Origin of the sequence: Rhodospirillum rubrum ATCC 11170 (genome assembly GCF_000013085.1) — a bacterium.
Taxonomy (GTDB): Bacteria; Pseudomonadota; Alphaproteobacteria; order Rhodospirillales; family Rhodospirillaceae; genus Rhodospirillum; species Rhodospirillum rubrum.
The window spans coordinates 624353-649357 of sequence record NC_007643.1 but is presented as its reverse complement, the minus strand read 5'-3'; the positions used below and the strand labels follow the sequence as shown (position 1 = coordinate 649357).

20 protein-coding genes are annotated in these 25005 nt (G+C 64.9%); 16 read left to right on the top strand and 4 right to left on the bottom strand.

What is annotated here, in order from left to right; translation table 11 throughout:
* Nucleotides 1–98: 98 nt before the first annotated feature.
* The 11 genes from RRU_RS02870 (at nucleotide 99) to flhA (ending at nucleotide 15289) form a co-directional block, all read left to right on the top strand.
* Complete coding sequence (locus tag RRU_RS02870) at nucleotides 99–1226, top strand: hypothetical protein (RefSeq protein WP_011388307.1); 1128 nt, start codon at nucleotides 99–101, stop codon at nucleotides 1224–1226.
* A 256-nt stretch (nucleotides 1227–1482) separates the two neighbouring features.
* Nucleotides 1483–3306, top strand: coding sequence for a flagellar hook-length control protein FliK (locus RRU_RS02865; RefSeq protein WP_011388306.1), 1824 nt, complete (start codon nucleotides 1483–1485; stop codon nucleotides 3304–3306).
* Between the two features lie 28 nt (nucleotides 3307–3334).
* On the top strand, nucleotides 3335–4072 hold the full coding sequence (locus RRU_RS02860; protein WP_011388305.1) for a flagellar hook assembly protein FlgD: 738 nt from the start codon (nucleotides 3335–3337) through the stop codon (nucleotides 4070–4072).
* A gap of 195 nt (nucleotides 4073–4267) precedes the next feature.
* Nucleotides 4268–6253: a flagellar hook-basal body complex protein gene (locus tag RRU_RS02855; RefSeq protein WP_011388304.1), complete on the top strand. Its 1986-nt coding sequence runs from the start codon at nucleotides 4268–4270 to the stop codon at nucleotides 6251–6253.
* A 585-nt stretch (nucleotides 6254–6838) separates the two neighbouring features.
* Complete coding sequence (gene fliF, locus RRU_RS02850; protein WP_011388303.1) at nucleotides 6839–8494, top strand: flagellar basal-body MS-ring/collar protein FliF; 1656 nt, start codon at nucleotides 6839–6841, stop codon at nucleotides 8492–8494.
* 60 nt (nucleotides 8495–8554) lie between these two features.
* Nucleotides 8555–9574: a flagellar motor switch protein FliG gene (gene fliG, locus RRU_RS02845; protein ID WP_011388302.1), complete on the top strand. Its 1020-nt coding sequence runs from the start codon at nucleotides 8555–8557 to the stop codon at nucleotides 9572–9574.
* A 17-nt stretch (nucleotides 9575–9591) separates the two neighbouring features.
* A complete protein-coding gene (locus RRU_RS02840) occupies nucleotides 9592–10326 on the top strand; it encodes a FliH/SctL family protein (protein WP_011388301.1) in 735 nt (244 codons plus the stop codon).
* A gap of 12 nt (nucleotides 10327–10338) precedes the next feature.
* Entirely contained in the window at nucleotides 10339–10686 is a 348-nt protein-coding gene (gene fliN / locus RRU_RS02835) for a flagellar motor switch protein FliN (protein ID WP_011388300.1), read from the top strand.
* A gap of 209 nt (nucleotides 10687–10895) precedes the next feature.
* Entirely contained in the window at nucleotides 10896–11714 is an 819-nt protein-coding gene (locus RRU_RS02830) for a motility protein A (protein ID WP_011388299.1), read from the top strand.
* A 49-nt stretch (nucleotides 11715–11763) separates the two neighbouring features.
* A complete protein-coding gene (locus RRU_RS02825) occupies nucleotides 11764–13101 on the top strand; it encodes a sigma-54-dependent transcriptional regulator FlbD (RefSeq protein ID WP_011388298.1) in 1338 nt (445 codons plus the stop codon).
* A 25-nt stretch (nucleotides 13102–13126) separates the two neighbouring features.
* Entirely contained in the window at nucleotides 13127–15289 is a 2163-nt protein-coding gene (gene flhA / locus RRU_RS02820) for a flagellar biosynthesis protein FlhA (protein WP_011388297.1), read from the top strand.
* A gap of 156 nt (nucleotides 15290–15445) precedes the next feature.
* Here flhA and RRU_RS02815 read toward each other — a convergent pair whose 3' ends face one another.
* The 3 genes from RRU_RS02815 to RRU_RS02805 all read right to left on the bottom strand — a co-directional run bounded on the left by RRU_RS02815 (nucleotide 15446) and on the right by RRU_RS02805 (nucleotide 18240).
* Nucleotides 15446–15931, bottom strand: coding sequence for a DUF4411 family protein (locus tag RRU_RS02815; RefSeq protein ID WP_011388296.1), 486 nt, complete (start codon nucleotides 15929–15931; stop codon nucleotides 15446–15448).
* A 4-nt stretch (nucleotides 15932–15935) separates the two neighbouring features.
* The gene (locus tag RRU_RS02810) at nucleotides 15936–17195 is read right to left on the bottom strand and encodes an ImmA/IrrE family metallo-endopeptidase (RefSeq protein ID WP_011388295.1); all 1260 of its coding nucleotides are present in this window, start codon (nucleotides 17193–17195) and stop codon (nucleotides 15936–15938) included.
* Between the two features lie 130 nt (nucleotides 17196–17325).
* Nucleotides 17326–18240 carry a helix-turn-helix domain-containing protein gene (locus RRU_RS02805; protein WP_011388294.1) on the bottom strand — a complete coding sequence of 305 codons (915 nt, stop codon included), beginning with the start codon at nucleotides 18238–18240 and terminating at the stop codon, nucleotides 17326–17328.
* Nucleotides 18241–18396: 156 nt separating this feature from the next.
* On the opposite strand from RRU_RS02805, the gene RRU_RS02800 reads away from it, so the two are divergent.
* On the top strand, nucleotides 18397–19290 hold the full coding sequence (locus RRU_RS02800; RefSeq protein WP_201215802.1) for a DMT family transporter: 894 nt from the start codon (nucleotides 18397–18399) through the stop codon (nucleotides 19288–19290).
* A gap of 109 nt (nucleotides 19291–19399) precedes the next feature.
* Here the strand turns inward: RRU_RS02800 and RRU_RS02795 are convergent, their stop codons facing one another.
* Nucleotides 19400–19927, bottom strand: coding sequence for a DUF4405 domain-containing protein (locus RRU_RS02795; protein WP_011388292.1), 528 nt, complete (start codon nucleotides 19925–19927; stop codon nucleotides 19400–19402).
* Nucleotides 19928–20269: 342 nt separating this feature from the next.
* On the opposite strand from RRU_RS02795, the gene RRU_RS02790 reads away from it, so the two are divergent.
* The 4 genes from RRU_RS02790 to RRU_RS02775 all read left to right on the top strand — a co-directional run bounded on the left by RRU_RS02790 (nucleotide 20270) and on the right by RRU_RS02775 (nucleotide 24922).
* On the top strand, nucleotides 20270–21253 hold the full coding sequence (locus tag RRU_RS02790; protein ID WP_014625961.1) for an AAA family ATPase: 984 nt from the start codon (nucleotides 20270–20272) through the stop codon (nucleotides 21251–21253).
* Between the two features lie 47 nt (nucleotides 21254–21300).
* Nucleotides 21301–22074, top strand: coding sequence for a MinD/ParA family protein (locus RRU_RS02785; RefSeq protein ID WP_011388290.1), 774 nt, complete (start codon nucleotides 21301–21303; stop codon nucleotides 22072–22074).
* A 92-nt stretch (nucleotides 22075–22166) separates the two neighbouring features.
* Nucleotides 22167–23933 (top strand): hypothetical protein, encoded by a 1767-nt coding sequence (locus RRU_RS02780; protein WP_011388289.1) that lies wholly within the window; start codon nucleotides 22167–22169, stop codon nucleotides 23931–23933.
* Between the two features lie 215 nt (nucleotides 23934–24148).
* A complete protein-coding gene (locus RRU_RS02775; RefSeq protein WP_011388288.1) occupies nucleotides 24149–24922 on the top strand; it encodes a ferredoxin--NADP reductase in 774 nt (257 codons plus the stop codon).
* Nucleotides 24923–25005: the final 83 nt, after the last annotated feature.

Genomic DNA, 25005 nt, shown 5'->3' with positions numbered 1-25005 from the left:
ACCTCCGTCTCGGCCAGGAAAGGCCCTGCGGAGAGGCTTTGTTATTTCGATCCGTGCCCGCCATCCCGCACCCGGCAGAACGCCGGCAGGAGGACGTCATGATCACCGCCTTGACCTCGGACAACAGCCTATCTTTCGGCTCCTACGAGCAGATCGCGCTCGATAACATGCAATCGCGCGCCGCCCAAGCCATCCAAAAGAAGCAGACCGCGCTTAACGAGACCTTCCAAGCCAAATCCAACTCGATCGACAAAGCGTCCGACCGCCTGATCAAAACCTCATCGGGCATCAAGACCGCCGAGATCGCCGTTGATAACAGCAGGGAAAGCCTCGACACGATCACCGAGAAGCTGAGCGCCATGCGCGCGGCCCTGGGCGAACTCGAGCGCAGCGACTATAAGTCCGACTACTGGCGCAACCAGTATGACGAAAACCTGCGCAGCCTGAATGTCGCGGCCGATCTTTACTCCCCCGCGTATAATCTGGTCGGCAAGGTCCGCGACCGCGCGACCTGGGCGCCCAACGAGATCAGCTACAACAGCGGGATCGGCAGTTCCCAGGCCACCCTGCGCGGCGCCTATGTCGGGTCGGATTTCCGCATTGAAATGGCTGACGGCACCGTCTGGGTTCCCGATCTGGGATCGCAGTCGATCAGCGAATACACCTCGTATAATACCGAAAAACCCAGCGACAGCGACGCCACGGGCCGAACGACCTCGCTGACCACCGGCATCACCAGCGTCACCGACAACGGCGATGGAACGATGACTTTCGCCATGATCCTTGATGGCGGGGTTTCCACCAATGTGACCGGCAAGTTGGTCACCGGCGGCCTTGGCGTGACCGGAAGCTGGAATCACAATTCCACCGGCGCCACGCCGCTGTCGACCGCCGAGGACGTGGCCGGCGCCCTAGCCGAATTGGACAAGGCCGACGCGGTGCTCACCGGCGCCAAAGCCCTGATGGCGGGAAACGCCAACACGGTGAAAGGCCACGAGGCCAATCTCAATCAGCAGATGAAGGACCTGACCACCCAGAAAAAAACCGCGATGCAAGACAACCTGACCGCGCAGCTCAAGCTTCAGCAGGAATTCGCCAATCAGGTGGAGGTCATGCAGCGCAACCTGGAGTCCATGTCCCAGCAGCAGCAGTCCTATCTCACCGTCTTCGCCAGCACGATCTCAGGCATGGACAACAACCCGCTTTTCGTCGACCAGATGGCCTGATCCCTTTCTTCCTTGGCCCGGGGGGTGGGAAGTTTTTTCCCCCGCTCGGGCAAAAGGGCTGCAGACTCCTCCCCCGCCCCGTCTCCCCCGCCCGATCCTCCGCGCGCTTCGCCTTCTCCATCAAGGCATTGCCCCCAACAGGGCCCTTGGCCCGGTCCTTGCATTTCACTCCTTAGCCGAGCCCCGTTCATCGTGGCCCCGGCCTCCGCTGTCGGCGCCTTGTCGTGGGGCGCGGAATCCAAGGGATGAAGACGCCATGGACGTGAACTCGGTCTCTCGCAAAAACCAGACCGGCTTCCCACTGGTCCCCGAAACCACCTCGGGCAAGACCACCGAGGGAACCGACGTCGCCGCGGAATTCGCCCGCCTACTCAAGACCTCCTCGGTCCAGTTGAACTCGGGCACCGTCTCGTCCGAGATGTCGCGCTCGTTGCTCAGAAATCTTGGTTCCAAGGCCAGCGGCCCGTCCGAAACCGAGACCACGGCCATCCCCAAATCCGAGCGCGAGAAGGGCACGACCCCCCGCGAGACCAAGACCGATACGCGCGATGACGCCGACCGTCCCACCCAGGTCGACTCGACGGCGCGCGATGACGAGGACGACAACGACAAGGCCCGCGCCGCCGCGGAAGCCGCCGCCGCCGCCGCCTCGCAGCCCCTGACTCCGCCGCCAACCACGCCGATCGCCCTCGCCTCGACCCCGGCTCTGGCCACCGCCGCCGCCGCCGCCGTGACCGGTCTTGTGGCCGAGACGGCCGCGACCGGTCTGCCGACCCAGGGCGAGGTCCCCCCCCTGGCGGCGACGGCCGGTGCCGCCCAGGCCAAAGCCGCCGAAGCCCCGCCGTCCACCGGGCCGACCGAGGCCCAAAGCGCGGCGATCGCCGCCGCCGCCGCCCTCAAGGCCGGGGAAGACGCTCCCGCTGCCCCGTCGGCCGCGGATATCGCCCAGGCGAGCGCCGCCCGAGCCGGCGCCTCGCGCGCCACCGCCGACAACGCCACGCCCCAGGCGCAGACCGCGATCACCGCGACTCCGGTGGCCGCCCAGGATCAGGCCGCCCAGATGGCCAAGAGCCTTGGTCCCGATACCGCGCTTGATGTGCGGGTGCGCGGCGCCACCCAGGCCTCCCAGGATCCAAAAGCCGCCCAGGCCCAACAGGCCGGGGCCCAGGGCGCCCAAAGCGTGACCGGCCAGGAAACCCTGGCGCAGAATACTAGCCAGGATGGCGGCACCGGCGCCCAGGCCCGCCAGCAAAACGCCACACCGGCGCCAGCCCAGCCGACGCCGACGGCATCCCAGACCCTTGATGCCCAAAGAAACGCCCCGGCCGCCCAAGCCCAGGTCGATTTTGAAAAGCAGGTGATCGAGCAGCAGCTCGCCGCCCGCCAGACCGGCCAGAGCGAAGCCCTTGGCCGGACCGATGCCCGCCAGACGGCGCAGCAGGCGGTCGCCCAGGCCGCCGCCGCCGCACCGGCCGCGACAGCGACGACCGCCACCACCGCCACCCAGGCCACCACCCTGCGCGGTGGAGCCGAGGCGATCGGCGCGACGGCGGCCACCACGGCGCCCCAGACCACCCAGAGCACCCGCGCCGCCGAGGCGGCCCCGCGCTCGGCGCGGACGCCGACCCAGGCCGAAAAGGTGGTCGATCAGGTCAAGGTGACGCTGGGCAAGGCCCTTGATCGCGGCATCGATCGCATCAGCGTTCAGCTGACGCCCAAGGAGCTCGGGCGGATCGAAGTGAAGATGGAGGTCAGCAAGGACGGGCAAGTCAGCGCCACCATCGTCGCCGACCGCCCGGAGACTCTCGATATGCTGCGCAACGACGCCCGGGGCCTGGAACGCGCCCTGCAAGACGCCGGGCTGAAAGCCGATTCGGGGAGCCTCGCCTTCAACCTGCGCGGCGATCCCAATGCCCAGACCGCCAACGGCGGCGAGGGCGGCACGGGCCGAAACACGCGCGGCGGCGCGACGGGTCAGGACGATCCGACCGCCGGCGATGGAAGCAACGATCCGGCGGCGCTTGATGCGGCGCGCGGCCAGCGGGCCAGCGCCCGCGGCGGCGTCGATATCCGCGTCTGACCCCGCTCGAACCCCAAGGGAGAATCCCATGGCCGATCTAACCGCCGAAGCATCGACCGCAGCGGGCGCCGCCGCGGCCACCAAGGCTGGAAAGTCGCGCGGCAAGCTGACCAGCGATATGAACACCTTCCTGACGCTGCTGACCTCGCAGCTCAAGAACCAGGATCCGCTGTCGCCGATGGACAGCACCGAGTTTACCAATCAGCTGGTGCAGTTCGCCCAGGTCGAACAGCAGATCAACACCAACGACAACATGGAAAAGCTGCTCGCCGTCTCGGGCAACAGCCAGGCGGCCATGGCGGTCGGCTATCTCGGCAAATATGTCGAAGCCGAATCCACCGTCGTCGCCCTGCAGGATGGTCAGGCGGTGTTCACCTATGGTCTGACCGCCGCCGCCGATAACGTCACCATCGCCCTTTACGACGAGAAGGACAATCTGGTGCGGGCCTTCCAAGGCGATCTGACCCAGGGGCTGCACAAGATCACCTGGAACGGCAAGGATTCCTACGGTGAGAAGCTCGACGACGGCACCTACCGTATCGCCGTCACCGCCACATCCAAGAAGGACGGCTCGATCGAGACCTGGTCGACGACCATCGGCAAGGTGACCGGCATCGCTTCGGATGGCAAAGGCGGAACCTTGCTGGGCCTGGGGTCGACCAGCGTCGATCTGACCAAGGTGCTGGGCGTGTTCAATACCCTGCCCAGCGACGAGCAATTGGCCGACACCCCGCCGGCGACCGACGAGAACAAAGCCTCGACCTGATGCCGGGGCTTCGGCTTTTAGGGCGGCGTGGGTGACACTTGGTCCCCGCCACCGCTCTAAACGACGGATATTGAAGCGAATCGTCGTCGCGATCGGCTCTGGATCGCTCGGGATTTGCCCTCGCTCCATACAGAAGACACATTGGCGACCCAAGGGCTTGAACCGGGCGCCCCTACCGCGAAAAAGGAGTCGATCATGTCCCTCTACGGTGCTCTTTTCTCGGGCGTCTCGGGGTTGCAGGCCCAGTCCAGCGCACTTGGCGCCATCGCCGACAACGTCACCAACGTCAATACGGTCGGCTACAAGGGCACCAAGGTGAATTTCCAGACCCTGGTCACCCAGCAGGTCTCGCTCACCGCCTATTCCCCCGGTGGCGTGCAGTCCAAGCCGCGCACCGGCGTCGATGTCCAGGGCCTGCTGCAGGCGACCACCTCCTCGACCGACATCGGCATTTCCGGCCAAGGCTTCTTCGTCGTCTCCGGTCAGGCGATCGACCCCACCGGCTACGCCTATAGCCGCGCCGGATCGTTCAAGGTCGATAAGGACGGCTATCTGATGAATTCGGGTGGCTATTACATGCAGGGCTGGCCGCTGGACAACTGGGACGGCACCGCCGCCGCCTCGACCGTCACCAAGAACGGCAATGTCTATATGAAGTCTTACAAAACCGGCAGCGGCGACACCTATTACATCAATCCCAATGCCGTCGATAACACCAATATGCGGCCGATCAACCTCAACACCATCGGCGGCACGGCCCGCGCCACCTCGACCCTGTCGATCGGCGCCAATCTGCCCTCGGCCGCTAATATCGGCAGCACGTCGAAAACCAACGCGCTGATCTTCGATAGCCTCGGCACCCCCCATAACATGAACTACACCTGGACCAAGCGGGCCCAGAACGTTTGGGACGCCGAAGTCACCCCGCCCCAAGGGGCGCGCCAAGTCGATATGCTGTCGCAGAACGGCGAGACCTATTTCGCCGCCGGTCGCCTGGATTTCACCAGCGTGCCCGATGCCGGGACCTCGGTGACGATCAACATGTCGGGCACCGCCTATACCTTCAATTTCGTGGCGGGCGCCGATTCGGCCAGCACAACCCTGGCCGCCGCCGGCGCGGCCTCGCCCTTCGATATCAGCGTCGCCGGTCGCACGCTGTCGCAGGTGCTCGACAAGCTGGGCGACGCGGTCGAAAACGCCAGCCGCAACGCCTATGCGGCCGAATATACCATACCGGCGCCTCCTGCCGATGGCTTGGTAGGAACCATCACCGGCAAGACCTTCCCGACGCGCTGGGCCGAGCGGGTGTCGGGCGAAAACGCCATCCTCTTCCGCCAGGGCTCGGAATCCGACACCATGACGGTGGATACCAGCTTGCTGAAAACCGGCAGCCAGCCCGCCGTCATCCAGACCAACCCCATCGATTCGGCCGGGCTGCCCCAGCCGTGGACGGTGCGGAAACTGGACGGGCCAGATGTGCTGGCTGCAGGCTTGCCGATGACCTCGCCGGCCCAATGGCGCGGCTCGTGGGTGAATTCCAACAGGGTCTCGGCCTCCGCCCGCGATTATCCCTCGGCCATCACCTTCAACGGCGACGGCACCCCCGATACCATGTTCGGCTATGACGAGATCGGTGCGGCCTCAGCCCGCAGCGAGGTCCGTCTGGATTGGGGCAACGGCGCGCTGAATATGGACGGATCCTCCGCCCCGCCGGGCAGCCCGGCGATCAGCCAGTTCTGGGGCAATTACAATTCGGGCGATGGCATCACCCAGCGTGATTCGGCCTATCAGCTCAACTACATCAGCCAGAACGGCAATAAGTTCGGCAATTATTCCGGCGTGTCGATCGGCGAGGATGGCGTGGTCACCGCCCTGTTCGACAACGGCGTGACCACCCCGATCTTCATGATCCCGATCGCCACCTTCGTGAATCCCAACGGCATGAATTCACTGTCGGGCAATGTTTTCCAGGAAACCGACAACTCGGGCCTACCCACCGTGCGCGCCGCCGGCGAAGCCAGCGCCGGAACGGTCAATCAGGCGACCCTGGAAGCCTCGACCGTCGATCTCGGCAGCGAGTTCACCAATATGATCACCACCCAGCGGGCCTATTCGGCGGCGGCCAAGATCATCACCACCGCCGACGACATGCTTGACGAGCTGATCCGCATCAAGCGGTAAGCCCTTCAACCGGGCACGGTTTGTTTTTCGCATCCCACCCCTCCGGTTTTCTGGCCGGAGGGGTTTTTTGTTATAGCCTTAAGATTATATAGGCGATGGACCGGAGCCCCGCGATCGTCCCCCTTGCGCATACCCGGATAATCGCCTTGGCAATGATTACTTGGCGTCTCTTCAACCTAAAATGGTTGATATCGAGAAATCGGCGGGCGCCGCGAAGTCCAGAAGGGCGCCCCCTCATAAAAAATGCGCGATTCGAGCAAAATGGCCTGAATTGTGTGGATATCGCGTAAAATTTTATCTATTCCGTAGGCGATCTCATTCCCCAGGATTGCCCGCCAGGGTCGGCAAACGCCACAGGGTACCGTAAGACCCCCTTCCCTGTTCACGGTGGGCAAATCTTGCCCATGCGTTAAGAGTCTTTTCATCCACCCTATCCTAAGGTCGGCAAAGTTGGGGACACAGCTACGGCGGACAAGGCCTGGGCCAGGGGACCGACACCACTAAGCCGAACGAGACCGGCCAAAAAAGGCGGGCGCAACGGGTCGACCAATCAGGCGACCGGTTCTTTTCGATGGATGGGGCACCGTGAACTCTTTCGTTCAGACCATGCGCAATCTGGGGCCTGTCCGCCTGGCCGCCTTGGCCGGCGTCGCCATCGCCCTGATCGGCTTCGTCATCTACGTCGCCTCGCGTTTGTCGGGGACGTCGATGGAACTGCTTTATGGGGATCTGGCTCCGGCCGACGCCAAGCAAATCATCGCCCAGCTCGAAGAGCGGAATATCCCCTATCAAATGGCCAATGACGGACGGTCGGTTTTGGTTCCGTCCGATCAGGTTTTAAAGCTGCGGGTTCAGATGGCCGAATCGGCCCTGCCCAGCGGCGCCACCGTCGGCTACGAGATTTTTGACAGCGCCTCGGCCCTGGGATCGACCCAGTTCACCCAGAATATCAATATGGTCCGCGCCCTGGAGGGCGAGTTGGCGCGCACCGTGCGCACCATCCAGGGGGTGGAGGGCGCCCGCGTCCACCTTGTCTTGCCCAAGCGCGAACCCTTCACCCGCGATCAGGTCGCCCCCAGCGCCTCGGTGGTGCTGTTGATGAAGGGACGGCGCCTGCAGCCCGAACAGGTCGTGGCGGTGCAGAACCTCGTCGCCGCCGCCGTGCCGGGCATGAAACCCGGTCAGGTGTCGATCATCGACGAGCGTGGCACGCTGCTGACGCGCGGCATGGGCGAGGAAGGGGCGCTGATCGCCCAGAACCAGGACGAGTTGCGCAAGGCCGAGGAACGCCGCCTCGCCCAATCGATCGAACAGCTTCTTGAACGCACCATCGGCGTTGGCAAGGTCCGCGCCGAGGTGGTCGCCGATATGGATTTCAACCGTATCGTCACCAGCCGCGAAAGCTTCGACCCCAATGGTCAGGTGGTGCGCTCGACGACGACGGTGGACGAACAGAACAAATCCTCCGACGCCGTCTCCAACGTCTCGGTCCAGCAGAACCTGCCCGAGGCCCAGTTCGCCGGCAACGGCGGGGCGCCGACCTCGCAGACCAGCGAAAATCGCACCGAGGAAACCGTCAACTACGAGATCACCAAGATCGTGACCAACGAGGTCAAGGAAGCCGGGGTGGTCAAGCGCCTGTCGGTCGCCGTGATGGTCGATGGTACCTCCACCACCAATGACGCCGGCGTCACCACTTGGCAGCCGCGCTCCGACGATGAAATGCAGAAAATCACTTCGCTGGTTCGCTCGGCGATGGGCTACGATCAGGCCCGTGGCGACCAGATCGAAGTGGTGAACATGCAGTTCATCGATCCGGGCGCCCTGTTCGACGATGCCGCCGCCTGGGAATTCCTGGGCTTCACCAAGGCCGAGGTCATGAAGATGGCCGAGGGTCTGGGCGTGGCGGTGGTCGCCATCTTGATCATCTTGCTGGTGGTACGGCCTTTGGTGCAGCGCGCCTTCGAGAATTTGCCCAGTGGCGCGGACCAGGGCGGCGCCGGCCTGTTGACGGCGGAGATGCAGAGCCATCCCCAGTTGACCGGTCCGGGGGGCGGGTCGATCCCCGCGGGCATGCTCGGCATGCCCGACGAGATGGACGACGCCGAAGAACTGATCGATATCGACAAGGTGGAAGGCCGGGTCAAGGCGTCAAGCCTGCGCAAGATCGGCGAGATCGTCGACAAGCACCCCGAAGAAGCGCTTTCCATCATCCGCAACTGGCTCTATCAGGAGTCCTGATGTCCATGCCCGGTGTCCTTTTCCTTTCCTCCACGACGCCCTGACCGGGAGATCTGATCCGTGTCGCGCATCAAGGAAGACTATCGCAGCCTGACCGGCCCGCAGAAGGCAGCTATCATGATGCTGTCCTTGGGCGAGGACCATTCGGCCAAGCTGTTTGCGATGATGGACGACGAAGAGATTCGCGAACTGTCGCAGATCATGGCCAACCTCGGCACCATCGGCTCGACGCTGGTGGAGCGGCTGTTCGTCGATTTCGCCGATGCCATTTCCAATACCGGTTCGCTGGTCGGGTCCTATGACACCACCGAGCGCCTGTTGATGCGCTCGCTGCCCAAGGACCGCGTCGACCTGATCATGGAGGAAATCCGCGGTCCGGCCGGTCGCACCATGTGGGACAAGCTCGGCAATGTGAACGAGCAGGTTCTGGCCAACTACCTGAAGAACGAATACCCGCAGACCGTCGCCGTGGTGCTGTCCAAGATCAAGCCCGACCATGCCAGCCGGGTGCTGTCGCTGCTGCCCGAGAACTTCGCCATGGAAGTCATCATGCGCATGCTCCACATGGAGGCTGTGCAGAAAGAGGTTCTCGACGGCGTGGAAAAGACGCTGCGCACCGAATTCATGTCGAACCTCGCCCGCACCGCCAAGCGCGACGCCCACGAGATGATGGCCGAGATCTTCAACAACCTCGACCGCAATACGGAAAGCCGCTTCATCACCGCCCTGGAAGAGCGCTCGCGCGAATCGGCCGAGAAGATCAAGCAGCTGATGTTCACCTTCGAGGACCTCAAGCGGCTCGACGCCCAGGGCGTTCAAACCCTGCTGCGCCACGTCGAAAAAGACAAACTGGGTCTGGCCCTCAAAGGCGCCTCCGATCCGGTCAAGGAAATGTTCTTCGGCAATATGTCCGAGCGCGCCGGCAAGATGCTGCGCGAAGACATGGAGGCCATGGGGCCGGTGCGCCTGCGTGAAGTCGACGAAGCCCAAAACTCGATCGTCACCCTTGCCAAGGAACTGTCCAATAGCGGCCAGATCGTTATTTCCGAGGGCAAGGAGGACGACGAGTTGGTCTATTAACCGGAAGCAGATGCGCCATGGGCACAATCGAGAAATTCCTGTTCGACCGGCGCTTCGACCAGATCTATGGGCTGGATGGCGAAGCCATCCCGGTCAGTTCATCGACCCTCGCCGTCGAACCCGAACCCGAGGAGCCGCCACCGCCGCCACCGCCGATGTTCACCACCGCCCAGGTGGAGGCCGCCCGCGAGGAAGGCTACATCGGCGGGCATACGGCGGCCCTGGACGAGGCGGCCAATGCCACCGAGCGCATGGCCGCCCTCGCCCTGGCCGAGATGGGCCGCCGCCTGGGCGAGCTTCAGCACCGTCACGACGCCGCCATCGATGATATCGCCCGCGACGCCGCCCGGCTGATCCTCGGCGTCTGCCGCAAGGTCCTGCCCGCCACCGCCGAGGATGGCGCGGTGGCCGAGGTGACCGCCCTGGTCAGCGAATTGCTGCCCAGCGTCTTCACCGAGCCCCGGCTGATCGTGCGCGTCCACCCCGCCATCGCCGATACCTTGCGCGAGCGTCTGGATGCGGTCGCCGCCGAAAGCGGCTATGAGGGAAAGCTGACGGTTTCGGCCGACCCCCGGGTTCCCCCCACCGATTGCAAGGTCGAATGGGGCGAAGGCGGGGTCGAGCGCGACAGCGCCCGGCAATGGGCCGAGATCGAAGCGCTCATCGACCGCCATCTGGCCGGCGCCGCCGCGCCGGTTTCCGACGCCCCCGAAGCGGACGAGCCGGCCGCTCCGACGACGACCGATCCTTAAAGGAACCAACCCATGGCCGACGAGGACTTCAACCTGACCGATCTCAAGAGCGGGGGCGCCGACGGCATGTCGGATGATTTTTCGCCTCCCGAAATTCCCGACAAGCCCCGCTCGGCGGCCGATCTGGAAGCCGTTTACGACATTCCGGTGCAGGTTTCCGCCGTTCTTGGCAAAGCCCATATGCAGGTCAACCAGTTGCTGAAACTGGGCCGCGGCGCGGTGGTCGAACTCGACCGCAAGGTTGGCGAGGCCATCGACATCTACGTCAACAATCGCCTGGTCGCCCGTGGCGAAGTGGTGGTGGTCGATGATCGCCTGGGCGTGACGATGACGGAAATCATCAAATCCGATCGCGGCTAAGCCGGCGGGCCGCCGGTCCCGCAGCGGGGCCGGGCTTGCCCCGGGCGACAGCGGGTCGTAAAAGGCCTTGAAACCGCGCGTCAGGTCCGGCGCGGGATCGCGATTGGTCGCAAAAGGGCCGACCGTTCGGAAAGGGCCGACCGTTCGGACTGGCCGCTCCCTTTTGTGGACTTCGCTTTGGGCCCGTTGAAAAAGGACGATCCTGTCTCATGGCCGATTCACGCGACATCGAAGGACCGGGGCCTTCGCGCAAGCTTCCCGATCTGGCGACCGTGGCCGGCATCGGCGGCGCCCTGGCGCTGATCGTCACCGCTCTCGTTCTGGGCGGTTCCCCCCGGGCCTTTTTCGATCTGCCCTCGATCCTGATCGTCGTGCTCGGCACCCTGGCGGTGACCGTCGCCTCGTTCACCGTCAAGGATATCGGGGTGACGGTGGCGATGTTGCGCCCGGCCCTGACCCAATCGACAAGGCCGCCCCGCGCCGCCGCCCTGAAGATCCTCGCCCTGGCCGACTTCTGCCGCAAAAGCGGCATCCTCAAGATTCAGGGGCCGATCCTCGAGTCGCTGCGCGACGAGCCGTTCTTGCACAAGGGCATGGGTCTGGTGGTCGACGGCCTGCCCGAACCCGATGTCGAAGCCATCCTCGCCCAGGATATCCACGCCACCCAGCAGCGGCTGGCCCGCGCCACCTCGGTGCTGCGCCGCGCCGCCGAAGTGGCCCCGGCGATGGGGCTGATCGGCACGCTGATCGGTCTGGTGCAGATGCTGGGCAACCTCAACAATCCGGCGGTCATCGGGCCGAGCATGGCCGTGGCCCTGCTCACCACCTTCTATGGCGCCATCATGGGCAACGTGGTGTTCCTGCCGCTGGCGGGCAAGCTCGAGCGCAACGGCGCCGATGACACCCTGGTGCGACGGATTTATCTGGTGGGCATCTTGTCGGTCGCCCGCAAGGAGAACCCCCGGCGGCTTGAAATGCTGCTCAACAGCGCGCTGCCGCCGGCCCAGCGCGTGGACTACTACGGATGAGAAGGCTTTCCCCCGTGCCAGACCCGGTCGCTACGAAAAGGATTCCGTCATGCGCTTGCTGATCGTCGGCTCGCTCGATGGACAGGTGGGCGAGGCCAGCCGCATGGCGATGGACCGGGGCGCCCAGGTCAGTCAGGTCGGCGGCATCGATCAGGCTTTGGCCTTCTTGCGCGACGGCAAGGGCGCCGATCTGGTGATGATCGACGTGCGTCTCGACGTCAATCGCCTGATGGTCGGGATGACCGAGGAGCGCATGGCGACGCCGGTGGTCGCCTATGGGGTGGGCACCGATACCCAGGCCGCCGTGCGGGCGATCAAGGCCGGGGCCCGCGAATACATCCCCCTTCCCCCCGACCCCGAGCTGATCGCCGCCGTGCTGGAGGCGGTGACCGAGGAAAGCCACGCCCTGGTCTATAAGGACCCGGCGATGGGCGCCCTGGTGCGCATGGCCGAACAGATCGCGCCCTCGGATGCCAGCGTGCTGATCGTTGGCGAATCGGGCACCGGCAAGGAAATCATCGCCCGCCACATCCACCGCAAAAGCCGGCGCGCCCAGGGCCGCTTCATCGCCGTCAACTGCGCGGCGATCCCCGAGGCCCTGTTGGAATCGGAACTGTTCGGCCACGAGAAGGGCGCCTTCACCGGCGCCGTCGCCCGCCGGCTGGGCAAATTCGAAGAGGCCAATGGCGGCACCTTGCTGCTTGACGAGATCAGCGAGATGGACGTGCGGCTGCAGGCCAAGCTGCTGCGCGTGCTGCAGGAACGCGAGATCGACCGCGTTGGCGGCCGCCAGCCGATCAAGGTCGACGTGCGCATCCTCGCCACCTCCAACCGCGATATGGAAGCCGAGGTGCGCGCCGGCCATTTCCGCGAAGACCTGTTCTTCCGCCTCAACGTCATCACCCTGGCCCTGCCGCCCTTGCGCAAGCGCCCGGCCGATATCGATCTGCTGGCGGACCATTTCGCCCGCAAGTTCGCCGATCTGAACGGCGTGCCCTACCGCCCGCTCGCCGACGAGACCCGGCAGAGCCTGCGCGGCCATTCCTGGCGCGGCAATGTCCGCGAGTTGGAAAACACCCTGCACCGCGCCGTCTTGCTGTCCTCGGGCCCGCGTATCCTGCCCGAGGCGATCTTGTTGACCGGGGGCGATACCGCCAACGCCCCGGCGGGCGAAAGCACCCTGACCGGCTCGCTGGTCGGGCGCACTGTCGCCGATGTCGAACGCGATCTGATTATCGACACCCTGCGCCACACCCTGGGCAATCGCACCCACGCCGCCACCATTCTTGGCATCTCGATCCGCACGCTGCGCAACAAGCTCAAGCAGTACACGGAAGAGGGCATTCCCGTTCCCGCCCCGGGCGAGGGCGAGGCGACCCATCCCTGACCGCCGATGACGGAGCGCTAAGAGCATGGCCGAGGATCTGAACCAGGGCAGGCTGACGCCGCTTCCCGTCAATGGCCCCGGCACGCCCGACGGACCGCCGCCCTTCGCCTTTGGCGCCTGGGCCCGCCGCATGCGCGAGCTGGTGGTCACCGGCGAATTCGCCCTGCCGTTTGGCCTGATCGCCATTCTGGTCGTGCTGATCCTGCCGATGCCGACTTGGCTGCTCGACATCATGCTGGCGATGTCGCTGACGCTGTCGGTGCTGATCTTGATGACCGTGGTCTTCATCCGCAAGGCGCTGGAATTCAGTACCTTTCCCATGGTCTTGCTGATCACGACGATGCTGCGTCTGGCGCTCAACCTCGCCTCGACCCGCTTGATCCTGGCCCAGGGCCACGAAGGCACGGCGGCGGCCGGCCATGTGATCGAAGCCTTCGGCGGCTTCATCATGGGCGGCAATTTCGTTATCGGCGTCATCGTCTTCTCGATCCTGGTGCTGGTCAATTTCATGGTCATCACCAAGGGCGCCACCCGTATCGCCGAGGTCACGGCGCGCTTCACCCTGGACGCCATGCCCGGCAAGCAGATGGCGATCGACGCCGATCTCAGTTCCGGCCTGATCGACGAGACCGAGGCGCGCCGCCGCCGCGAGGAGATGCAGAAGGAAAGCGACTTCTTCGGCGCCATGGACGGCGCCTCGAAGTTCGTGCGCGGCGACGCCATCGCCGGCATCATCATCACCTTCATCAACGTCATCGGCGGCATGATCATCGGCATCGCCCAGAATGATCTGACCTTCAGCGAAGCCGCCAACACCTATACCGCGCTGACCGTCGGCGACGGGCTGGTCAGCCAGATTCCGGCGCTGATCATCTCGGTGGCCGCCGGCGTCATGGTGTCGAAGGGCGGGCTGACGACCACCGCCGAAACCGCCCTGATCGGCCAGTTCACCGCCTATCCCAAGGCCCTGGGCATGAGCGCCTTCCTGGCCGGAGCGCTGGCCCTGGTGCCCGGCACCCCGGCCCTGCCCTTCCTGCTGCTCGCCGGTTTGACCGGGGGCGCGGCTTGGTGGCTTAATCGCAAGGCCTCCAACATCAAACGCGACGAGGCCGAGCACGCCCAGGAACTGGCCACCCAGGAAATTCCGGTGGCCGAGGAGCCGATCTCGACGGCGCTCAAGATCGACCTCGTGCGCCTGGAACTGGGCTATGGCCTGCTGTCGCTGATCAACACCGCCCACAACCAGCGCCTGACCGACCAGATCAAGGCGCTGCGCCGGGCCCTGGCCACCGATATGGGCTTCGTCATGCCGCCGGTGCGCATCCAAGACAACATGCAGCTCGCCGCCAATACCTATCGCATCTACATCAAGGAGGTCGAAGCCGGACACGGCGACCTGCGGCCGACCATGTTGCTGGTGATGGATCCGCGCGGCGACGAAATCACCCTGGCCGGCGAGAAAACCCACGAACCGACCTTTGGCCTGCCCGCCGTCTGGGTCGATCTGTCCAATCGCGAAGAGGCGATGTTCCGCGGCTATACGGTGGTCGATCCGCCAACGGTGATCACCACCCATATCACCGAGGTGGTGAAGGACCATATGGCCGAGCTTTTGTCCTACGCCGAGACCCAGAAGCTGCTCGACGATCTCGACAAGGAACAGCAAAAGCTGATCGCCGACATGATCCCCACCCAGATTTCCACCTCGGGCGTCCAGCGCGTCTTGCAGAACCTGCTGGCCGAACGCGTCTCGATCCGCGATCTGCCGACCATCCTCGAAGGCGTGGCCGAGGCCTGCGGCGCCACCCGCAACATCATGATGATCACCGAGCACGTCCGCACCCGCATCGCCCGCCAGCTGTCGGACGCCAATGTCAACGAGGACGGCATCGTTCCGCTGGTCACCTTGTCCCCGCAATGGGAAACCGCCTTCGCCGAGGCGCTGATCGGCCAGGGCGAGGATCGCCAATTGTCGATGGCGCCCTCGAAGCTGCAGGAATTCATCGTCGGCGTCCGCCAGACCTTCGAACGCTTCGCCATGCAAGGCGAATCGCCGGTCCTGCTGACCAGCCCGATGATCCGCCCCTATGTCCGCTCGATCATCGAACGCTTCCGGCCGATGACCGTGGTGATGAGCCAGAACGAGATCCACCCCAAGGCCAAGATCAAGACCCTGGGGCAGATTTAGGCGCAGAGAAAATCCCTCGCCCTCTGAACCAGAGCGCGACGAGGATTCGCTCCCCTATCAAGATCCTGGAGCGGTGTGGGGGGGACCAGATTTCCCGCATATCGCTCTGGACCTTCCGTCCTTTCTCGGCGCAGCGCTTGCGGCCCCTGCGCCAAATCACTTCGTATTAAATCCGGCACTTCTAAAAAAATCAAAATCCTTCATACATTTGATCCCGAAGTATGCGCATACGTCCGGAATTTTCCTGTTCGCCCTTTTCTTTCCAGGCCTTGAAACTTCTTTTGTGACGACGATTCTATCCTTCGCCGCCAAAGCATAGGCGATAAGGAACGGATCGCGGCCCATTTTCTCAAGCTCACTATCATCAAGATCAGGGGCATACCCCTCCCTCAGAACCCGATCGACGCAAGCCCCCTTCACCTCTTCATCCAGGATCAAGCGTTCTTTTGTCGTCTCCAGCTTGATCCAGGCGCTCAGCGGACCGGTGGAAACGGCGATTTCGTCATGGATCTCGAAGGGCATCTTGACGAGTCCAGCCTCGGCGACCGTCAGCAGCCAAATCCAGAACTGCGGCACCTGATCGATTCCGTAGTAGTCTTCGTGGGCGCGAATAAGAACATTGGCATCAATCAGGTAAAGCACGCCATCACCCCCGCGAATCGGGCAGAAAGACACCTTTTGTTTTCTCGAAATTTCGGATGAGAGGATCGACCGAACCGGGTTTCACACCCAGAACTTTCGCCGCTTTGGTATGGGTGATCAGGTTATCCCGAAGTGTTCGACGCACGACATCGACCAGGGCATCCCCCAGTTTGAACCGCTTCACCACGTAGTAACTCGGACCGCCTTCCTTTTTGTTCTCCTCAGCCCGGTCCTTGCGCGCCTGCCAGCGGGCGGCGAAGTCAGCCGCTAGATCCTGATACAGGGCGCCGCCGATCCAGCCTATCCGAGCAAGCTTATAAGCCATCATCGACTCGCTCACGCTCCACGTCCGCGCGAGATCGCTGACGACCCGATGGGCGGCGTCCTTGGTGGCGGCCTCAAGCATCTCGGGCCGGTCTTTAAATGCGGCGCTGGGAAGCAGGAATTCCCCGGCGACATCATTGCAAAATCGCTCGATCACCCCGACCCTCGAGGAAATCTCCGCCGTCTCCACCGCGCCGCTGACCCCGGTTTGCCCCAGCCACAGATGAGCAAGTTCGTGAAGCAGCGTAAAGGAGCGGGCCGCGCGGGCATCGCGATCATTGATGATGACAAAGGGCGCGATCTTGTCGGCGATCGTGAAACCACGAAAAACCGCCTCGCTGATCGTCGAGTGGCGAGATCCGAGGTCGCCCATCAGAAGAACGAAAATTCCGACCCCCTCGGCGCGGGTCCTCAGATCCTTAAACAGATCATCGACACCGGTACCCCGCCGGCCGCGCGGTTGCGCATCGGGATCATAGCCAAGGGTTTTGGCGATGGCGTTTACAACCGCCCCCACGCCATCCTCACGCTTGGCCGAGCCGACGAAAGGAAGCGGCCGCGCCTCTTCTTCATCTTCCAGCAGGCTTTTCACCATCTCTTGACGGGCGCGAACATCCCTCAGCAGGGCATCAAGAACGGCATTCTCCCTGCCTGAGACCGGTGTGGACAGCGTTCTAAAATCCTCGCCGCGCAGACCTTTGCGAGGCGGCTCCTTCATATAGAAGGTGATGAGCGGACGGCGATAAACGGCCGAAAACTTGCTGAGCAGAGCACGGGTGGGAAAGGTCTGTCCGGCCTCGATCTCTCGCAGCTTTTCCACAGCGGTCTTTCGCTGGCTTGACGGGATGCCAAGCCGATGCGCCGCCTCCTCCAGACCCAGCCCGGCCGACTCCCGCGCCCAGACAAGAATCCCGGGATTGATGTTTTCAGCTCTCGCCATTCACGCCGCGCCCGCTCTTCGCCCGTCTTCTCTACAGGCGCCATGGTATCATGACGAAGGGCCCAAAGATCGGGTTCTTAGAAAAGCAGATACCGGTTTTCCGCGCCACCCTCTCTCTAATCCCTTGATTTTAAAGAAATACATCAGAAACCAGACCACCGCCCTCCCGGGCGTAACGCCCGGGCGTCTGGCCGGTGGCTTGGCGGAAGCGGGCGGTGAAGTGGCTTTGGCTGGCAAAGCCGCAAAGCAGGGCGATTTCGGCCAAAGGCAGGCGATCGGCGCGCAGAAGGGTCTTGGCGCGCTCGATCCGCCGGCTTTGCACATAGGCATGGGGCGGCTCGCCCAGGGTGGCCTTGAAGGCGCGGGCGAAGTGGAAGGGGCTGAGATCGGCCACCGCGGCCAGATCGTCGATGCTCAGCGCCCGCTCGAGATTGGCTTCGATGAAGGCGCGCAGGCGGGCGACCACCCGGGGCGTCAGCCCGCCCATCGCCGGCAAGGCCCGCGCCCCGCGATCGGTCAGCCGCGCCGCCATATAGGCGATCAGCGCCCGCCCGGCATGGGTCAGCGCCACCCGCTCGGCCGGATCGTTCCACGACAGCGCCAGCATCGCCGAGCGGATCATGCCTTCAAGCACCGGGTCGCGCAGGAAGCTTTCATCGCGCAGGCTGACCCGGGCGGGATCGAGATCCAGGGTTTCAACCACCGCCCGGTTGAAGACGACGCGCGGGATATAAAAATGAAACAGGCGGACCGGACCGTCGACCGACCAGTCCGACGTCACCTCGGCGGGCATGACGCACAGGCTGCCCGGGCCGGCGTGATCGCCAATGCGCAAGCGCTCGCCCGCCAAGCGGCGAATCCCGGTTCCACCGTCGACATAAAGGCTCAGCGTATGGTGGTCGGGGGTTTCGTAGCGCTGAAACACATGCTCGTCGCGCTCCCATAAGGCGGCGGCCACGCCGTCGCCAAAGCGCGCCGAAGCCCGCAGCGGAACGCCGGCGCTGTGCAGATGCTCAAAAATCTTGAAGTCGTCCAGATCGGCCATGACCCGCGCCTCAGGCTCGAACGAAAACCCAGCTAAGCACTTTGGATCGCCTTGCCGCAAGGCCGCGATACGCCAAGCAAGGCGGTGACAGACCAGGGCGCCCGGGGGGTGCTAGGAAAGGTCCCCCTTCCCCCCATGATCTGGGCTGTCTCCACCATGTCCGTCATCTTATTTTGTGTCGTCGTTCTGTGCTGGGGGTTCACGTGGTTTGGCATCCACCTTCAGCTGGGAACCATCGCGCCCGAGGTGTCGATCCTCTGGCGTTTCCTGCTCGCAGCGATCGTCCTGGCTTTTGGTCTGGCGGCGAGCGGCCGGTTCAAGCCGGCGCCCTTGGCCCATCACCCCTGGTTCGCCCTGCTCGGGCTCTGCCTGTTCAGCACCAATTTCGTGCTGATGTATTCGGCCACCCAATACATCGCCAGCGGCATCGTCTCGGTGGTCTTCTGCATGGCCACCGTCTTCAACGCCGCCAATCAGTGGCTTTTCCTCAAGCGCGTTCCGGCGGTCCGGACGGTGGGCGGCGCCCTGATCGGCATCGCCGGGATCGCCTTGCTGTTTGGCGAGTCCTTTCTCCATGTCGAAGCCAGCGCCGACACCGCCCTGGGCGTCGCCCTGGCTTTGGGCGGCACCTATGTCTTCTCGCTGGGCAATCTGGTCTCGCTGCGCGCCACCGCCTCGGGAACCGACCTGCCCAACGCCGTGGTCCGCGCCATGGCCTGGGGCTCGGTCTTCCTCGCCCTCTTCGTTCTGGCGCGCGGGGTGCCTTTCGCCATGGACTGGTCGGCGCGCTATGTCGGCAGCTTGCTGTATCTGGCGATCCCCGGCTCGGTCATCGGCTTCACCGCCTATCTCTCGCTGGTCTCGCGCATCGGACCCGATCGGGCGGCCTATTCGGCCGTGCTGTTTCCGGTGGTGGCGCTGACGGTATCGACCCTATTCGAGGGCTACCAGTGGAGCGCCTGGGCAATGGCCGGGCTGCCGTTGATCCTGATTGGCAATCTGGTGATCTTCGCCCGCCTGCCCGCCCGCTGGCGCCGCGCGGCGGCGTAAAGGGCTGGCGCCGCTTGGCGGCGTAAAGGAAACGACAGAAAGAGGACACCGTAAAGGCGGGGGGGTGGGCCGCCCACCGCCTCAGGGCCCGTAACCTCAGCCCGTAACCTCAGGGAGTGGGCTGAACCAAGCCCTGGGCGACCGCCAGCACCGCCATCGGCGAGCCCCCCGACAAGCTGGCGATCTCCAAGGCGGTGGCCTGGGACGACGGCAGTCGCCAGCCGCGCGCCTCCAGGGCATTGACCAGAACCTGCGGATCGGCGCCCACCACCTGGGCGACCACCGGCAGGGGGGCGGCCATCAGCGAGCCGATCAGCGCCTTGGGCGAGCCCTGTTTGCCATCGGTCGAGGCCGTGGCCATCACCACGACCACGGCCAAAGCCGTGGCCCCGGCGAATCCCCAGCGCGGCAAAGGGCGCTTGAGGGCGGCGGCGACGGACTTGCGATGGGTCCAGAGATGCCAGCAGGCTACACCGATAAACCCCATACCCAGCCATTCGTGGGCATCCTTCACGAGGTGTTCGCCCTGATGCCAAAACAACATTATTCCGCTGATGGCGATCACCAGGAACAAGATGGCGGTAACGGGCGTTAACAAATCGCGCCGCACGAGGCGAGGCAGATCGCGTAAAGTCATCGGACCGGGTCCTTATCTTGGGGAGGGCTGCTCATCGCCGCCGTAAAAAGACCTTAAGTCCATGGCGGATATATCTCAATTTACCAATCCGTCATGATTCGGACAGGCTTTGGTAACATGATAAGCTAGGCGGACCGGCCCCCATGACCGACCCGTGAAAACACCTCCCGTTCGGTCTTGACCGGGTCTACGGTAAGGGGGAATTAACGCACCCGCCCTATGGTGGTCTGTCCTTTTCACCGAACCCATGCCCCGGGTCGCCCTCCGGCATGCCGTCCCAACTGGAAACCACGCCAACCCATGCGGCTTAAATGCTATACCGCTGACAGCATGGCAGATGCCATGGCCGCGATTCGCGCCGAGTTGGGCGATGACGCCATCATCGTGTCCACTCAGCGCGCATCCGATGGCAATGGCGTGCGCATCACCGCCGCCCTTGAAGGCGATCTGGTCGAGGACGATATCCACACCGCCCTGCATGGCACCCACCGCACCCCGGTGGGCGAGGCGGTGCGCGAGGCCCTGGAATTCCACGGCGCTCCGGCCCGCCTGACCGAGCTTTTGGTCAATCTGGCGGCGGTGACGCCGGCCCGCGACGCCATAAGCGCCTGCGCCAGCGCCCTTGATCAGGTCTTCCGCTTCGCCCCGATGCCCCAGACCGCCGCGCCCCGGCCGATCCTGCTGGTCGGCCCGCCGGGCACCGGCAAGACCATCGCCGTTGCCAAACTGGCCGCCCGCGCCCGGCTTTCCGGCCGGGCCGTTGGCGTCATCACCGCGGATTCGGTGCGCGCCGGCGCCCAAGAGCAATTGGCGGCCTTCACCCGCATCCTGGAGATCGACCTTAAAAAAGCCCGGGGTCCCGATGGCCTCGCCACACTCGTGCCCAATATGCAGCAGCAATTTGGGGTTATTTTCATCGATAGCCCCGGCCTCAACCCCTTTTCCCAGGACGACATGGACTACCTGCGGGCTCTTATCTCGGCCGTCCCCATGGATGCGGCGCTTGTGTTGAATGCCGGAACCGACCCGATGGAGGCCATGGAGATCGCCGAGGCCTTTGCCGAGGTCGGCGCCTCGCGCATCCTGGCCACCCGGCTCGACATGGCCCGCCGGCTTGGCGGCATCCTGGCCGCCGCCGAGGCCGGATCCCTGGCTTTCGGCGATGTTTCCATCAATCCCCATGTTGCCAACGGTCTTTGCCCGATCACGCCGCTGTCCCTGGCGCGGCTGATCCTGCCCTTGGAGGAGGAGTCGGCGATTGGCGCCTCCTCGGCAGGCGGCGCTTATCCCGATGATGACGATACGCCGTATTCGGAGGCCCTGTGACCGGCATGACCAGCGACGCACCCAGCTCCGAATCCCCCTTCCCGACGATGGCGCCCCGGGCCACCGGGCTGATGGCGCGCACCCGCAATATCATCGCCATCGCCTCGGGCAAGGGCGGGGTCGGCAAAACGTGGTTTTCGATCACCCTCGCCCATGCCCTGGCCAAGCGCGGCTGCCGGGCCTTGCTGTTTGACGGTGACCTGGGGCTGGCCAATGTCGATATCCAGCTTGGCCTGATGCCCAATCACGATCTGGGCAGCGTGATGTCGGGCAAGAAAACCCTCAATCAGGCGGCGACCGCCTATCCGGCGGGCAATTTCGATGTGATCGCCGGACGCTCGGGGTCGGGCAGCCTCGCCAATATCCCGCCCGGCCGTCTGCAGATCCTGGTCGAGGATCTGATGCTGATGTCGCAAAGCTACGACAAGGTCATCATCGACCTTGGCGCCGGGGTCGATAAATCGGTGCGGCTGCTCTCGCGCGCCGCCGGGTCGATGCTGGTGGTGACCAGCGATGAACCGACCTCTCTGACCGATGCCTATGCCCTGATCAAGATCACCGCCATGGAACGGCGCGACCTGGATATCCGGGTGGTGGTCAATGCCTGCAATTCGACGCGCGAGGGCGAACGCACCTATCAAACCCTGCTCAAGGCCTGCCAGGGCTTCCTCAAGATCAGCCCGCCGCTGGCCGGCATCGTCCGGCGCGATACCCGGGTGCGCGAGTCGATCCGCAATCAAACCCCGATCCTCACCCGCTTCCCCAGCAGCGAGGCGGCGATGGATGTCGAGGCGATCGCCGAGCGCCTGCTGCAGGGCTAAGACGGTCTTTCAGACGCTGTGACCGGCCGCGCCGCGCCCCCCGCAGGCGGCGCCGGGCGTCGTTCACAGCCCCGCAAGCGGAGATCGCCGGCATGAGCAGCGCCGTCCCCCCCTCCCTGCCGCCGACGCCGCCGGTCGTCCCCCCGCCGGCGCCGACCACCGCCGTGGTCACCGCCCCGCCCGCCGCCGTCGTCGCCCTGCCCCCGGGCAGCCAGATCGACGCCGTTGTTCAGGCGCTTGCCGGCCGGGGCGAGGTGACGCTGTCCTCGTCCTTTGGTGAACTCACCCTCAAAACACCGCTCGACCTGCCCGCCGGCAGCACGCTCAGCCTGACCCTGATCGGCCAGAACCGGGGGCAGACCCTGGTGAGGATTTCGGCGCTCAACGGCCGGCCGCCGCTTGCCGGCTTGAGCGGCGGAGCCGCCGGCGCGGCCAACCCGACGGCTGGCGCCTTGCCCGGATCCCTGGGGGGCGTGACCGGCGGACCGATCAATGGAGCGGGCCTGCGCCCGGGCGGAATGCTTGCCGGGCTTGTGGCCGGGGGCGACCGGGTCAGCCTGGGATCGGCCGGCGCCGGCCCGGCGGGCGGCGGGCTATCCGCCCTGCTGGTGCGCGGCCCGGCGGACGGCGCCCCGCCCACCGGCCTTGGCGGCCTGGAGATCGGCAGCCGATTGACGGTGCGTCTGGTCAGCGTCGGTCCGCCCGCCGGGGGGTTGACGGGCCCTGGCGGCGCGAGCCCGGGGGCCTTCCCCACCCCCCCGGGGATCCCCCCCCTTGCCGCTCCGGGCGGCGTGGCGGGGAGCGCGGGGGGCGCGGGACTGCCCGGCTCGCCGCCGATACCCTCGCCCACGGCGGCGCCGGCCCTGCCACCGGGTGTCGCCGCCAGCCCGATCCCGCCGGTTTCCGGCGGCGGGCTTGCCCCGTCGCCCGCCGCGCCGGGGCTGGCCGGGCAAACGCTGACCGGCACGGTGGTCACCCCGGGAGGCGCCGCTCAGTCGATGGTCGATACCGGGATCGGCCGTTTGGCGGTGAGCGGCCGCCTTGACGCCCCGGCGGGAAGCTCCGTCGTCCTTCAGGTGGTCGGGCGGCCCCTGCCGCCAGTGACCCAGGTTCCCCCGCCGATCCCACCGCTGACGGGAAGCGGCGCCGGCGCCAGCGGCTGGCCGGCCCTGGCCGAGGCGATCGCCCTGCTTGATCGGAACGCCAGCGAGGCGGAGGCGGCGGGCAATCCTTTGGTGGCGAGCACCCCCCGCCCCGGACCGATGTTGGCGGCGACCCTGACCTCGTTCGTCGGCGCGCTGCGCGCCGGCGGTGACGCGGCGAAATGGCCGGGCGAGGCCACCTTGCGCAGCCTGGAGAAGATGGGCCGTCGCGGCGTCGAACTGGCCGACAAACTGCGGGCGGACCTGGGCGATATGGCCGAACGCCCGACGACCGAGAAGCCGACGGCCGGGGAATGGCGCGTCCATACGGTGCCCTTCCTCAACGGCGCGACGATCGAACCGGTGCGCATCATCCTGCGCCGCCCGCCCACCGAGGATGGCGAGGGCGAAGAGGCCGGCAAGCGCCGGGAACGCGGCGAGCGCTTCCTGGTCGAGGTGGATCTGTCGCGGCTCGGCTTTTTGCAGTTCGACGGGCTGTATCGGCGCGGCGGACGCATGCTCGACATGGTGGTGCGCAGCCGCGAGGCGCTGACCCCGACCATGCGCGGCGATATCACCGTGTTGTTCAACACCGCCCTGGTCACCCTTGGCCTGGGCGGTCAGGTGATGTTCGAAGCCGGCGGTCCCTTTGTCCGCCCGCCCCCCGAAAGCCTCGCCCCGCCGCTGGCCGGCCCGCCGGGCGGCCTGATCGCCTAAACTCTTGCGCGCCTTAACCCATTTTTTTCATATGGTATTTACCAAGCAAGCCGCATGCCCTACATGCTGTAAAGGCATGTCTATGGGCGGCGTTTCGCTTTGCCTGAGCGCGGCGAATCGGCTATAGCCAACCATAATGATCGGATTTAATTCCCCGGAGTAGAACGCGCGATCGGCGGCATTTCGGGGACGGCAGAGGGATAGACAAGACCATCATGAGCACCCTGTTGAAGGAAACCGTTACCGAGGTTCATCATTGGACGGAGACGCTTTTCAGCTTCAAGACCACCCGTGACCAGGGCTTTCGCTTCGATAACGGCCAGTTCACCATGGTCGGCATCGAGGTGGAGGGGCGGCCCCTGCTGCGCGCCTATTCGATGGTCAGCGCCAATCACGAGGAGAACCTGGAATTCTTCAGCATCAAGGTGCCCAACGGCCCCTTGACCTCGCGCCTGCAAAACATCCAGGTCGGCGACACCATCTTGATCAGCCGCAAGCCGACCGGCACCCTGGTCGTTGACAACCTGTTGCCGGGGAAGATCCTCTGGCTGCTCGGCACCGGCACCGGCCTCGCCCCTTTCTTGTCGATCATCAAGGATCCGGCGGTCTATGAGGGCTTCGACAAGGTCGTTCTGGTCCACGGCTGCCGCTTCATCGCCGAATTGGCCTATGAGGAGGAAATCACCCATCTGTTGCCCGATAACGAATTCCTTGGCGACATGGTGCGCGAGAAGCTGATCTATTACCCGACCGTGACCCGCGAACCGTTCCGCAATCAGGGCCGCATCACCACGCTGATGGAAACCGCCAAGATCACGGCCGACCTGGGCCTGCCGGCGATGAGCACCGAACGCGACCGGGTGATGATGTGCGGCAGCCCGGCCATGCTGGCCGACATGAAGGCTTGGCTGGAGGCCCATGACTTCCGCGAGGGCAACACCGGCGAGCCTGGTCATTTCGTCATCGAAAAGGCCTTTGTGGAAAAATAGGTCCACCCGAAAAACTCCGGGAAAAAACCGGGCGATCCTCGCGCCATTAACCCTTTGCTCAGCCCTTGCGGATCATGGTTTGA